This is a genomic window from Pseudomonas sp. URMO17WK12:I7 (genome assembly GCF_003269045.1).
GTDB classification, from domain to species: Bacteria; Pseudomonadota; Gammaproteobacteria; order Pseudomonadales; family Pseudomonadaceae; genus Aquipseudomonas; species Aquipseudomonas putida_J.
This window is the reverse complement of record NZ_QLTL01000006.1, coordinates 114612-127440: the sequence shown is the minus strand read 5'-3', so window position 1 is coordinate 127440 and position 12829 is coordinate 114612. Positions and strand designations below refer to the sequence as shown.

Annotated in this window: 11 protein-coding genes and 1 pseudogene; 6 read left to right on the top strand and 6 right to left on the bottom strand. The window is 52.4% G+C overall.

Annotation, left to right across the window (positions count from 1 at the left end):
* Nucleotides 1-91 precede the first annotated feature (91 nt).
* Nucleotides 92-238 carry a hypothetical protein gene (locus H040_RS28085; RefSeq protein WP_371105086.1) on the top strand — a complete coding sequence of 49 codons (147 nt, stop codon included), beginning with the start codon at nt 92-94 and terminating at the stop codon, nt 236-238.
* Between the two features lie 314 nt (nt 239-552).
* Nucleotides 553-819: an antitoxin Xre/MbcA/ParS toxin-binding domain-containing protein gene (locus tag H040_RS10050; protein ID WP_081717255.1), complete on the top strand. Its 267-nt coding sequence runs from the start codon at nt 553-555 to the stop codon at nt 817-819.
* A 29-nt stretch (nt 820-848) separates the two neighbouring features.
* Here H040_RS10050 and H040_RS10045 read toward each other — a convergent pair.
* The 5 genes from H040_RS10045 to H040_RS10020 form a co-directional block, all read right to left on the bottom strand.
* Nucleotides 849-1705, bottom strand: a protein-coding gene (locus H040_RS10045; RefSeq protein ID WP_088537540.1) for an IS5 family transposase whose coding sequence is annotated in 2 segments (ribosomal slippage) — nt 849-1361 and nt 1364-1705 — 855 coding nt in all. Because the reading frame shifts where the segments join, the coding sequence is not laid out codon by codon here.
* Between the two features lie 1058 nt (nt 1706-2763).
* Nucleotides 2764-3771: a hypothetical protein gene (locus H040_RS27260; protein ID WP_141099599.1), complete on the bottom strand. Its 1008-nt coding sequence runs from the start codon at nt 3769-3771 to the stop codon at nt 2764-2766.
* On the bottom strand, nt 3771-4634 hold the full coding sequence (locus tag H040_RS10030) for a TniB family NTP-binding protein (protein ID WP_027609184.1): 864 nt from the start codon (nt 4632-4634) through the stop codon (nt 3771-3773). Before H040_RS10030 ends, H040_RS27260 begins: the two co-directional genes overlap by 1 nt.
* Before the next feature lies 1 nt (nt 4635).
* On the bottom strand, nt 4636-6444 hold the full coding sequence (locus tag H040_RS10025; protein ID WP_158541495.1) for a Mu transposase C-terminal domain-containing protein: 1809 nt from the start codon (nt 6442-6444) through the stop codon (nt 4636-4638).
* Nucleotides 6445-7118: 674 nt separating this feature from the next.
* A complete protein-coding gene (locus tag H040_RS10020; RefSeq protein WP_027917333.1) occupies nt 7119-8666 on the bottom strand; it encodes a sensor histidine kinase in 1548 nt (515 codons plus the stop codon).
* A gap of 185 nt (nt 8667-8851) precedes the next feature.
* Here H040_RS10020 and H040_RS28080 point away from each other — a divergent pair, with 185 nt between their 5' ends.
* The 3 genes and pseudogenes from H040_RS28080 (at nt 8852) to H040_RS10005 (ending at nt 10457) form a co-directional block, all read left to right on the top strand.
* Nucleotides 8852-9046 carry a response regulator gene (locus H040_RS28080; RefSeq protein WP_177326671.1) on the top strand — a complete coding sequence of 65 codons (195 nt, stop codon included), beginning with the start codon at nt 8852-8854 and terminating at the stop codon, nt 9044-9046.
* A 283-nt stretch (nt 9047-9329) separates the two neighbouring features.
* Nucleotides 9330-9596, top strand: a pseudogene (locus tag H040_RS27700) (SDR family oxidoreductase); the annotation flags it as partial.
* Between the two features lie 321 nt (nt 9597-9917).
* Nucleotides 9918-10457 carry a type 1 glutamine amidotransferase domain-containing protein gene (locus H040_RS10005; RefSeq protein ID WP_027917331.1) on the top strand — a complete coding sequence of 180 codons (540 nt, stop codon included), beginning with the start codon at nt 9918-9920 and terminating at the stop codon, nt 10455-10457.
* Between the two features lie 58 nt (nt 10458-10515).
* Here the strand turns inward: H040_RS10005 and H040_RS10000 are convergent, their stop codons facing one another.
* Nucleotides 10516-11040 (bottom strand): hypothetical protein, encoded by a 525-nt coding sequence (locus tag H040_RS10000; RefSeq protein WP_027917330.1) that lies wholly within the window; start codon nt 11038-11040, stop codon nt 10516-10518.
* Nucleotides 11041-11236: 196 nt separating this feature from the next.
* Here H040_RS10000 and H040_RS09995 point away from each other — a divergent pair, with 196 nt between their 5' ends.
* Nucleotides 11237-12094: a glucose 1-dehydrogenase gene (locus tag H040_RS09995; protein ID WP_027917329.1), complete on the top strand. Its 858-nt coding sequence runs from the start codon at nt 11237-11239 to the stop codon at nt 12092-12094.
* Nucleotides 12095-12829 lie beyond the last annotated feature (735 nt).

Below are 12829 nucleotides of genomic sequence, written 5' to 3'. Positions count from 1 at the left end.
GCCTCGACGGCGACTGGGCGGCGCACAGCCTTCGCTTGGGCTTCGTCACAGAGGCCGGACGCCAGGGCGTGCCGCTTGGCGAGGTATGGCGATGACCGAGCACCGCAGTGTCAGCACGGTGATGGGCTACTTTCAGGCCGGTTCGCTGCTGGGAAGTCGCGCGAGCCAATTGTTTTCGATTGAGCCGCCAGTCGATCCCGCACCGGCCGCCACCCTGCCTGCGGAGGATCAACCCTAGCCAGAACAGGCCGGACCTGCGGCGGCGCCCGTGGATCGCGCTCGCGCTGGGGAGCCTCACCTGCACTGGTCGTGATCTTGAGCATCATAAGGCAAAGACACCGGGCACCACACAACCTAAACACCAGCTATGAGGCACTGAGCCGATACCCTGATGACCGACTGGCTTAGCCGACACCCATCGCAACTCGATAAAATCAGGGGTTCTTCACATAGCGGTCCGCTGCCCGTGGCTACAGGATCGGTGGCGTGCCCCCCCTCCTAATGTCATAGTGTTAATAGAGTCTCTCGACTGCCAATTTCGGACCCCTGCCAATGAACAGTTTCACGATCCACGGACTTAGCGAACAGCCCTCAACGAGCTGTTGGACCTCTGCACATGGAGCGTTTTTAACAAGGCACGGAGAAATTTTTCGAAAAGCTATCGAAGTGCTCGGAAAAGTAGAACTGGCGCAGCGCTGGATGATCAATCCTGCAATAGGTCTTGGCAACCACACCCCATGCACCCTGCTTTGGCATCAAGAAAGGTATGAGCAGGTATGGGCCTTCCTCTACCGTCTTGAGTACGACGTTTATACGTGAGCATCTAATGCTGCTGAACGGGCTAAGGGTTAGGCTCTGTACGAAAAGAGATGTCTCAAACACCGCATGGAGCAAGCCAGTGAGACCATGGCGGCGTAGCTTTTCGCGAGTTTGTCGAAGCGCGTTACGATCCGGCGGTTCTCTTTCAGCCAGCCAAACATGCGCTCGATGATGTTGCATTGTCGGTACTTGGGCCGATCAAAGAGTCTGGGTAATCCTGGTTTAGGCTTGCGCTTCATCGAGCGCAGAGGGATGACGGGCTGCATTCGATACTGGTCGCAATAGCGGCGTAGCGCTTCGGCGTCATAGCCCTTGTCGGCAAGCAGCCATTTACAGCGTTTGCGCGGGCGGCCACGTTGGCTTGATGGAATGCTGACTTCGTCCAACAGAGGCTGGGCGTAGCTAATGTCACTGGCTTGACCGCTAGAGAGAAGAAAGCGCAACGGTGTCCCGTTGGCGTCGCAGAGCATGTGGATTTTGGTTGTCAGGCCGCCGCGACTGCGACCTAGAGCGTGATCGGCAGGCTCGTCAGGCCCCCTTTTTTCCCGGCGCCAGATGAGGCTCGGGTTGCACGTACTGCAGTTGAGTCGATCATCCAGGTTTGCAGATCGATCAAGCCTTGCTCATTCAGCCTCAGGTGCAAGCGTTTGAGCATCTGATCGAATGTCCCCTGATTTCGCCAGCCCCGAAATCGTTGATACACCGTTGACCACGGGCCAAATCGATCCGGCATATCTCGCCAAGCAGCACCCGAGCAGAGCACCCAGAGCACGCCATCGAGCATCAGGCGGTCGCTCAGACGCGGTCGCCCCCGGCCATGGGTTTCGATGAAGAGATCGGAGACCACATCCCAGGCCTCGTCCGAGAGTTCGTACCGCTTTGCCATCACAGAATTCCTTTCCGTAGATGGCGGAGAACCCTACAGAATTTCAGCCCCCGAGGGGCTTCGATTCAGTTTCTTGGGATTTCGTACAGAGCCTAGCCCAGGTCCGCGTGCGCATCTGCCTGGTAATGATATTCCTGCAGCGAAAAGCGACCTGCCGGACCTAACAGCAAGTTGGTGGCACATATTTCCAAGAATGCAATCGCCTCGGCTTGAGCGTACTGCGTGTAAAAGTCGCGGCTAACACGAGGCAGCCTGCCTCGATTCTGAAGGCAGAGCTTTACCATCTGAGCCAATAGGTAACCCCGAACGTCGTATCGGGCGTCCACCCTTCTGAGCACTGTGGCATAGCAGGAGCGGAAAACGAACCTCGTCGAATCGGAACTCAGGGGGGCTATTTGATCGCTCATCGGCCACCTACTGTACAAGCGTTGAAGCTAGCGAACATTGTCAAGATCACGAAAACACCTTGAATGCGTCACGCGAGTTAAACGTGACTGAAGAAAAATTGTAGAAAAACTTCAGAACTGAAGATTTTCTTTGCCTACTGAAGAAAATCATCCAAGCTTGGGTAATTCTAGCAAAAAAACAGGGCCTTGGCCTTACCAATCTGGCACTCTGCAAGCCCAGTCTGACAGTGCGGTAGGCTACCTAGCACTTGCCCCATTCCATATAAGAAATCAAGATCGCTATTGAAATCCCACTCTGCCTCATCCTAATCTGACTTCGGGCAGCGGAAGGCCCACCCATCTCAATACATGGTGCTGACTAAGAAAACCTTGGAACACTTCTCACGTAGTTTTCAAGAAATAACCCGGAGAATGGACCTAAGCAGAGGCTTGTGAGCACAGCCCCAAAGCATACTGGTTGGTGCCACGCTCACACATGTGGAACGCCTCGCCCTGCGCACCAATTAGTTTTCTATAAATAATCCATGAAAAAGCGTCATGAGTGAACAAAGATATTCACTGGGCAACATTTGCCAAACCAAGTCAAAACTAGCAGCGCACGATACACATACTTTACGGCACGGCTATAGCCCAGCATGAGCGTGAAAAGTCCTACTGCATTCTAAGCTTAAAAAAATAAGTACGAAGCGCACGATTAAGAATATCGCACTGGAGCCCCTCACGCCCAAAGAGAAGCGATTCAAGTAACTTGACGTCCAATTGACTTGCACACCCAAATCGCATAGAGTTCACTATATCCAAATTATAGCTCCTCCAAGTCTCAAATCTCTCATCCTTGGCTGCGACAAATTCTAGATCTCGGCCACCTACAATTCCCATTAAGTATCCAGCAAGCAAAAGACTCGCAAATCTTGCCTTCATACTCGCAAATTCTGCACCGTATTTGATGCCAGCAAGATAATTAGGCATCGCAAGGCGGACCAAAGGGCCAGGCTCGCCAAATAATTCATACGCCATGCCCTGATTGCCGTTATACACAGGCGCAAGCAGCATAACACTATATAAGTTGTCGAATATATTAAGGGTGACTTTTCTTTGCTTCAACTTCCATCTTGCCAATCTGTTCACAACACTGACGCGGAAGCGCTGAAAGTTTTGGCTCTGCCAGGCTGGATCAATCAATCTGTCCTGCAGACATTGAATAAAGGCGTCCCATCCACGACTCAGTTGAGGTTGGGCCTGTAACCTTTGCAGATCCGCCCCGTGGGTCGAACAAACGATCGAATCTCTATAGCACCAATGCTTACGCCAGCCTGGGGCTTGCCCCCTAGCAATGTCTGCACGCAAGCACTGGGCACAGAACCACCAGCGTCGAGCCCAGTCCACAACACGCCCGTGGGGGTTGAAAAATAATGCAGCGGCATAATTAACATCAATTGATAAATTCTCCATGGCCGTTTTTAAAAAATCTGTGTTTGGATCAAAGTCCCAGTCACTACTCTCGACCAGCGGGCCGCCCCAGGAAACTGGTGGCGGGATCATAAATGACTGACCAGCCAAATACTGATTATTGTATCGAGACCTAAGCGTAGATCTATACAGCCAAGAAGATATCGTTTCATCATGCAGTATATGGGGCATACCTGCAACGGTACTCATCAAAAACCCCAAGGACTGGCAGATGCTTTTGCAAGATGCTCGAGACTAATAGCTTCGGTTCCATCTCTGAGCGCGTAGCATCCTGCAGACCTGATCAAATTCATCACGTTATCCATTCGCCCTGAAGTGGCAGCCAAAATGGCAAAAACTTTGTCTTGGTCGTACAGTCGTGATGACCTTTTAAGAGGAAGCAATTCCTCGACTCCCAGTAAAAACGTCCTGAAGCTTTCATCTTCTTTCCAGTCCTCTAATTCGATTACCGAAAAACGACGCTGCGTTTCGGTTATGGCGGATATAAAGCTGTTAGCTTTAGGAGTACCAAACGCGAATAGGCTAATTCCATATGACTCCCCAAGAAAAGCCTTCAGCATTGAGCTATTAATCCTCTGTTCCACCTTTCCGCACAATAGCATGTCGTGAATCTCATCAATCACTAAGCCCCATATTTTCCTAAGCTTTAAGATCTCTGACAGCTCTCTAGTAACTAAGTCGGCTACAGAGGACTTGCGGTGAATTGGCGGACAGGGAAGCTCCAGTTTTTGGTAAATCTCAGTCCTAAACTCTTTTCTTTTCATTAAGTCTGGATCAGAGGCCATGCTTATCGTTAGAAGTCCTTCGCTCCGAGTTACTCGATTTGGAATCTCTTTGACTATTGCACTCTTTCCAGTTCCCCCTAGGCCCGTCACCAAAAGCGCGGGCGCTGTGATTCTCTTAGGAACATTCGCCATATTGTTCATAACTTTGAATACGCTTTCACTTGGCGCTATATCCACCCAAATATCACCGAGCATCAGTTTAATTCTACTTTCAACATCCAAGTCGAGCAACGCCTCCCGGTCAGGGCGCACATGATCATAACCCATCTTACACACCCCCCTTGAAAGGCTTTGGCGGCAAAGAATAATCGGGAGCAACTTTCTTCTCTTTTTTGACAACCACCGCAGACGAGAACTCTTTCTGATACTCAACTTTCGCAGCTAGTTGTTTTTTGGCGGCGCGCGTCTTCTTTATGCTTGTACTTTCTATCCTGCCTGCTTCACTGTGTGCTTCTGCTGCTTGAGCATCACCAAAAGATCCTGGCTCCAGTGAGTGACTAGAGAGAACTTTCGCTCTATGCTCTTCCAGAGTAATATCAGGCAACGTCATGTCGGCAAAAGGAATCGCAATGAATTGCCCATCTAACTGGACCCAGATTTGCTTAAGTGAAAAAGGGTCGTATTTCATCAGAACCTTTTTCTCTCCAATGAAGGGGTCGAGCACAGGATCCCAATAAAAACGAGTCTTGAATTCAATGCCACCGGGCCGAATGTTTCTATATTCTTGAGGCATGAAGTTCAAGCGAAACTGGTGCGCATCTGTTATTTGCGGAGGAAAAGGCACTACACCATGCGGACCATAGTAATCCTGCCATGCTTGCAAAGGTGTCTTTTTAATTTCGCTGTGCACGGTTGAATGATATTCCATTACCTCTAACGCAAACCACCTAGCAAACTCCGTGAACGTTTGGGTGGGTTTCCTATCTCTAGCCAGTCTTTTCCTAATAACTGTATTTGACATTGTGCTGCCGCTCAACAAATGAACCTTATTCATCATCGTACCTATCAGCCTTTCGACATGACCACCAAAGTGCTTCTTCCCAAGCGGACGGTGGTCGTAGCCGATATGCGCACGATCTAAAGAAGAGAGATACTTATGACTCCTGTACTCTTTCGCATTATCCATATAGACCATGGACGGGGGGCCATACATCGGATACTTGAAGCCTGATAAGTTCAATCTACGTAAAAAGTCTTCCTTTGGCATCACCGCATGAGCTAAGGCACAAGCAACCGACAAAGTGCTAGGTGGATGAAGGCTAAGATAGTAGCCTAGTATCACCCTCGTATAGACATCAATAAACAGAGTCAGCCAAGGGCGACCAATAATGTCACTACGGTCGTCCGTGAGGACCTCGTAGTCAACGAGCGTGTGGTCAGTCTGCACCCACTCTAAGGGTTTGGTAGCCTTGTACTTTCCTGGTCGAGAGTCATGCATCTGTGCAGCCACCTCCCGCCCATATTTCAAACGGGTGACTTCTTTGCGAGTAAAACTACTTTTCATACGATTTCGAATCGTTCGGCGTACAGGACATTTTAGGTTAAGTGACATGCAAGCTTTTTGGACAGCACGCCACACCTCTGCAAATGTAACTCCTGCACGTTCACGAAATGTCTCGAGCACCGCCTCTATTTCTTTTTCGAGAGCAGGATCTAAATGTCGTGAGTTTTTCTTATTACCTCTTCGCTGAACCAACTGCGTGCAATACCCCATACTTTCATCATGCTTGGCACGCAACTTATAAACATGCGATCGAGTAACACCTATTTCCTCTGCTGCTTGAGCCACAGAAATTTCCTTACGGTGCAATCTCGACAATACCTCGTAGCGCCTCAATGCCAGCTGAATTTCCTGGTCATTTGATTCAGATTCCAATCTAGTCAAATAAAGAAGTTCGGGGCCGCCAGTAGATCTCTTGGGCACCGTGATAAACTCTATCTCATTCAGTCCAACAGTGATCTTTTGTCGAGTAGAAAGCAGAAGTACCTCAACTGAATCTGCATCAACCGGCCCCACAATTAATGCAGCTTTTCCGCGAGCTACAACATGCATCCCTTCTTCAATCTCGATATGCATGACCTTAGATTTTCCGTGTGAAAAAATCTCCATATAGCAAAGAAAAAAGCACCGCAAAACCACCATTGGCAAACCAGCCAAAAATCAAAGGAATTATCTCTCATAAGCTGATGATTTTCTTAAGAAATATGATTGCATGCCAATTTTTATTATTTTCTAAAACCGTGTAACGGATACACGAAAAATGACAAAAAAATGTTTTTCAGATGCTTTTTATAACCTTACGATATATGACGTTACAATGCGCATCTTCTGCAGCTCAAAAAGGATAAATCCCTAAGATTTTGCTAATTATTTATCCTTTATGGGTTTCACTTCTGCTAACGACCTGATTTTCTTGAATATACGTTTTTATCATTTATGGATAACAGTCACAATCAAGAATCTGCACCAATCGCGTTTTGAGTGGAATGTCCTCGCGACCACTAATGTGACCAGTGAACCCTAGGGTTTCTCCTCGTGCCCAGATGCCCATTTCACCTCCCGGGTTTCGGAATCCAACGGATTGCCTGACTCAGATCAAAACCGAGCATTTGAGCCAGCTCAACATTTTCTTGTTGGTAAAAGATTGAATCGCCCCTGGTTTCCTAGACCTCTCCTAGCTCAGAAATCAGCGCGTAGCGTTCGCAGTCTTGCTGACGCTGCTATTGGGGCATGCGGCGCCCCTCACGCATCTAGAGCTTAAAGCGAACATGGATACAGCTTTTGCTATCTTGGCGATCAACCACCACTGCCGCGCTGCCGTAGCCGGAATAGCTTTTGACCAAGCGCATACCAAGACCTGTTCCCGTCGGCTTAGGATAATTATCTGGGAAACCTTCACCTTCATCCCTGACGGTAAGCTGGGCATGGTCGCCGGCATATTTGACGATTACATCGATGCAACCCTTGCCGTACTTGAGGGCGTTGGTGATCAACTCGGAGATCACTAATCCCAAAGGCGCCATTCTTTCTTGTGGCAAGACGAAGTCGTCAGCCTCCAACAGAATTTTTCGGTCGGCCAACGCCTTGCCCAGATCACCCAGCAGAGCCTCCAGGTAATCGCGGGCGCGAACCTCTTGGTCTTCGGCAGACTGATACAGCCGCTCGTGAACGCTGGCAATGGTCACCACTCGTCCTGCGGCGGTTTCAAGCTGCATTTTCACAGCCGCGTCGGGCGTGAGGTTGGCTTGAAGTAGTAACAGGGTGTTTACCAAGTGAAGGCTATTTTTGACTCGATGATGGATTTCTTCGAGATAGAGGTCGCTTCGACTTTGCCTGCTGTCCTGCGCCTCAATGAGTGAGAGCAGTTGAGCTTCGTACTGGTGCCTCTCAGTGATATCCCTTGATACAGCAATGACCCGCTCGACCTGGCCGTCTGTGCCCAGGATCGGAGCAACCGTCACATCCCACCATTTCGGTTCATCAGGCGCGATGGGGCAATTCGCTTCAAACCTGAATGTTTCCCCGGCACTGACTTTGGCTACCGCCTCGCAAACGAGTGATCGCGATGCTTCGGGCCAAAGGTCATACCATAGCTGACCTTTAACGCTGGCCAGTTGGGTATTCATGAACGTCAGCCCGGCTTCATTCATGAACTCAATCTCGCCGCTCGGGGCCAGGATATCTACCCAGTCAGGACTGGCGTTCAGAATGGTCTCGGAATAAGGATCGGGAAGTGGGACATCTACGCCCGCCGATATTCTTTCGACAGCCATGGAGATAACGTTCGAGATACCTTCCAGAAAAACCAGATCGCTCTCTACAAAATCGTCTCCGTTGCTGCTGTCGGCTTCGAGTACACCAAACGGGCTCAGCACGCCCCGGATCGGGACATTGATAGCCCGCTCGATTCCATATTTTTTCAGCAGCTCCGGCGTACGGAAGCGGTTTTCCATACCCAAATGATTCGAGAGTACAGGCCTGTAAGTAGCCAATGCGTAGCCAGCTGGACTAGCCACATCTGCGCCGACGGTAGCCCGCCCGATATCAGATGCATCCCAGCCAACCCCGTGGGTCAGAACAAAACCTTCACCCTCCTCTGCTGGCTGGAGCACCTTGGAAAAGCGAGTGCTCATCCCCTCTGCGACTACTGCACATGCATGGGTCAGCAATAGATCCAAGTCCACAGCCTTCAGGGACATTACGCCAAACTCGACCACAAGCTCATGTTGGCGGTGCAAGCGCGCATGAGTCTTCTTCAAGGCCGCTCGGATTGTTTCGTCCACTGGTAGCTGATGCATAGTCTTCCCTTCCGGATTAACGGGAAACGCCCAAAATCCTTTCAGGGCGTAAAGGCGATTCGCTCACCGCTTTCCTACCATAGCCGCTAATCCATGACGGCGCCTAGCGCACCACTCATCGCTTAGAAGCAACGCCCTAGAGAGACCCGGAGCCCTAACGCACATGAGAAGCGAGCAGACTCTACATGCCAAAGACTATCCTGATCGTGGAAGACGACGACCTCCTAAGAGACCTTACCGCCGAGCGTCTCACGTCACTTTACGCCGTCATCGTAATGTCCTGCGCAAATGCTGACGAGGCGTTGCACCGCCTTTGCAATCAAGAACTCACGAGTTGGGTGATGACAGATATTCATATGCCTGAAGCATGGACGGCTTAGGCCTGGCGCACGAGATCTGGCGGAGGTGGCCTGCCCTGCCCGTGATTCTGACTTCGGCCGACATGGTGATCGACACCGGCTTGCTGTCTGCTCGGACAGTATTTCTTCCCAAACCCTCGCAAATCACCAATCTCGCTTCATTGATCAACTAATTGATAACTCTGCCGCCGCAACCACCGACCACACCCCCAACGGAGTGAACTGACGTCCATTGGTCATCCCTCAGGAACACGTGCTGTCTCGGCGACCTCCATGGCTATACCCGCATAAGGAGGTCGTAGTCATGATCGATCCAACAACAGGCATGAAGGCGGGTGAGCGTTACTCCGTTGGGAACGTCGAACGCGCTCACCAGTTTCCAGGCTTTTTCCTCGATGGAAAATACTACCTCGGCCCCGAGCCACTCACAGCCGTTGGGTGGCTGGAGGGCAAGCGCTTCATTTACGACAACCTCGATGCTGCAGGCGAACCGATTTTTCCAGGTCGCGCAGCGGGAGACATTGAAAATCTGACACTGACCTTGATGGACGGCACAGCACTGAAGCTGAACCCATTGGACGTCCACGCCACGACTGAGGACGTTGAGTTCGTCGATCCATCCAATCCGGATACACCATTGAACCGCAGTTCCGGCGCGCTGGATTGCTCCGAGCATCTGTTCACGCCAACAGGTAGGCCAGCAAGCATGGAGGGCATCGGCCTCACCCCAAAAGACAAGATACCGCTGTTGCTGAGTGCGGCGGTCATCGGTTTGCTCGCGGGACTTCTCATCTCTCATGCCCAACGTCGACGGCGTTGAGGCGTCGCCTTTGAACTTCGCGCCTGGCCAAATGCCTTCCCTTTCAGGCTTATCGAAAATGGAGATTCAATGATGAATGCACAACTGAGTGGCAAACGCGTGGCCTTCCTGGTGACCGATGGTTTTGAGCAGATCGAGCTCACCGGGCCTCGTGAGGCTTTGCAGAAAGCGGGTGCCGAGATCGACATCCTCGCTGACAAGGAGGGTAAGGTGCGTGGCTGGAATCACGACAAGCCAGCCGACGAATTTGCCGTTGATGCAACCTTCGAAAGTGCCCAACTCGATCTGTATGATGCTCTGGTGCTGCCAGGCGGCGTGCAGAACGCTGACACGATCCGCTTGATACCCGGTGCCCAAAACCTGGTAAAGAGCCACGACGCGGCTGGCAAGCCGCTGGCCGTCATCTGCCACGGAGGCTGGCTGCTGGTGTCCAGTGGCTTAGCCAAAGGCAAGCGGATGACAAGCTACAAGACATTGCAAGACGACATTCGCAATGCGGGGGGCGACTGGGTGGATGAGCAAGTTGTGGTGGACGGCAACCTGATCTCCAGCCGCCAGCCGGACGATATTCCGGCCTTCAACCAACAGTTGATCAAGGCACTGACGAGTTGAGTAAAGCTTCCTGCGCCCTGCCCTCCGGTCCTGCCTCAAGGCGCCTGGAGGGCTCGGGTTACGCCAGCTGGATATAAACCGAATAGGTGCCCAGCAAGACCCAGAAGCCGAGAAAAATCCAAGGCGTGCGTAGGGAGAACAGCAGCGATTTGCGGTGTCCCGCCCGCGAGGTTTCCGCTTCGCAGAACAACGGCGATTCGTCATACGCCAACCCCATCATGGGCTCACTACGCAGCAAATGGCTTTGCTTCAGTTGCCAGTGTTCGATGATCCGGAAGGCGGCGCGGATGCCTGGCCAGGCGTTCAGCGAACTCAACACGCCGAGCAGTGCGAGAAACGCCGGTACCATCACGGTAAACATCTCGCCCCAGCTCTGATTGAGGTTGCCCATCGAAGAAACGAAAGCGATGACCAGGAACGACTGGGCAGCGAGATAGGCATCTGTACGATTGGCCAGGATGGTTGTCTCGTACTGAATTTCGCGCCGATAGAAATCCAGGCGCTCTTTTGGGGTACCGAACATCTTCGCATTCTGCTGATCGATCTCATGTTCAGGCGTGCTGGGGGTGATGATTCGAGGCACTTGACCCTCCGGTTAATGGTGGTGCCTCGCACTGAAAGCGCGACACAGGGTCAGCGGTAGAGCTGACCAATTCCCAATAATTCAATGGAAATGGAAGGCGCGACCGCCTGTCGTTCAAACCCTGAACTCATCTCAACGCCGGACTCAAGTTCCGTTCGAACGCTAACACGCGCACTCAACTGCAGGAGTCTTCCCGATGAGCGACTACCCAACCCCTCCTTTTCCCTCCCAACCGCAAAGTGTTCCCGGATCACAACGCAAGATGGAGCCCTGCCCGGACTGCGGAGAGCAGAGCTACACCGGCAACAACCGACTGAAAGGCAAAATCGCCTTGATCACCGGCGCCGATAGCGGCATCGGGCGTGCGGTAGCAATCGCCTATGCTCGCGAAGGCGCTGACGTTGCCATTTCCTACCTGGATGAGCATGAAGATGCGCAGGAAACTGCGCGGTGGGTCAAAGCTGCAGGCCGGCAATGCCTTCTGCTACCGGGCGATCTGGCGCAGAAACAGCACTGCTACGACATCGTCGACAAGACCGTGGCGCAGTTCGGTCGAATCGATATTCTGGTCAACAACGCCGCGTTCCAGATGGCTCATGATGGACTGGACGAGATTGACGATGATGAATGGGTGAAGACATTCGATACCAACATCACCGCCATTTTCCGCATTTGCCAGCGCGCCTTGCCAGCAATGCCCAAAGGCGGTTCGATCATTAATACCAGCTCGGTCAACTCAGACGACCCATCACCCAGCCTGTTGGCGTATGCCGCCACCAAAGGCGCCATTGCCAACTTCACCGCAGGCCTGGCCCAGCTGCTGGGCAAGAAAGGCATTCGGGTCAACAGCGTTGCACCTGGCCCTATTTGGACGCCACTGATCCCGTCCACCATGCCCGATGAAGCCGTGAAGAACTTCGGTTCTGGTTACCCCATGGGGCGTCCCGGGCAGCCCGTCGAAGTCGCGCCGATCTACGTGCTGCTGGGCTCCGATGAGGCAAGCTATATCAGTGGCTCACGTTACGCAGTCACTGGCGGTAAACCTATCCTCTAGATAAAAAGAGGCTCGCGGCTTCGCGAGCCTTCCCTAGGCGCCGCAGATGCATCGTCGGCCAGGCCGGGAAGATCGTTGCGTCACAACTGCATACCGCTGATGGTTCGCCTGCGCGACCCAGCACCCGGCCGGCATGCACGCCGATGAGCACTGACTGGCTCTGCATCCCTGCAGTCCCACCGGTCCCACCGCTTCCGCCAGGCCAAGCACCCCGCCATGTGAAAAAACCCGATATAGGGTGCCGCAAACCCGAACATGGGCGCCATGGCCGTTCTTGCAGATCCAAGAAGATGGCTACCGCATCCAAGACCAGCACGGCTACGGCGACCAGGAACACCAAGCAGTGGTCTTGATGGAGCATTGCCGTATTACCCGCTGTGTAGAGTTTGCAGGTTCACAGCAATTCCTGTTCCAAGGTACAGGCAGCCGCTGTACCCGACGCTTCAAGCGGGCAGGATGACGCCGTGCGCCTTGAAATACCGGCTCAAATTGGCTGTATCCCCTTCAGGGTCAGCCAGCGCGACATAGGTATCAGGGCGCAACAGGCAGGTCGCATTTCTAGCCACGCCGGCTTTCTCGTACCCTGGCTGCCAAGCGAAAAAACATGCAGGGCAATGCGCCGACCTTGAGCGAACCCACCTGTTGGTCCAGGCGCATGGCTTGGGCGCAATTGAGGGTGTAGGCCTGGAACATCTGCTCTCGGTCAATCGCTTCGCCTGCGTTGAGCACACCCTA

Coding starts and splice junctions, on each gene's coding strand:
- H040_RS09995 (WP_027917329.1), top strand. CDS start 11,237: ATGAGCGACTACCCAACCCCTCCTTTTCCCTCCCAACCGCAAAGTGTT.
- H040_RS28080 (WP_177326671.1), top strand. CDS start 8,852: ATGCCAAAGACTATCCTGATCGTGGAAGACGACGACCTCCTAAGAGAC.
- H040_RS27260 (WP_141099599.1), bottom strand. CDS start 3,771: ATGAGTACCGTTGCAGGTATGCCCCATATACTGCATGATGAAACGATA.
- H040_RS10020 (WP_027917333.1), bottom strand. CDS start 8,666: ATGCATCAGCTACCAGTGGACGAAACAATCCGAGCGGCCTTGAAGAAG.
- H040_RS10005 (WP_027917331.1), top strand. CDS start 9,918: ATGAATGCACAACTGAGTGGCAAACGCGTGGCCTTCCTGGTGACCGAT.
- H040_RS10025 (WP_158541495.1), bottom strand. CDS start 6,444: ATGCATATCGAGATTGAAGAAGGGATGCATGTTGTAGCTCGCGGAAAA.
- H040_RS10050 (WP_081717255.1), top strand. CDS start 553: ATGAACAGTTTCACGATCCACGGACTTAGCGAACAGCCCTCAACGAGC.
- H040_RS10030 (WP_027609184.1), bottom strand. CDS start 4,634: ATGGGTTATGATCATGTGCGCCCTGACCGGGAGGCGTTGCTCGACTTG.
- H040_RS28085 (WP_371105086.1), top strand. CDS start 92: ATGACCGAGCACCGCAGTGTCAGCACGGTGATGGGCTACTTTCAGGCC.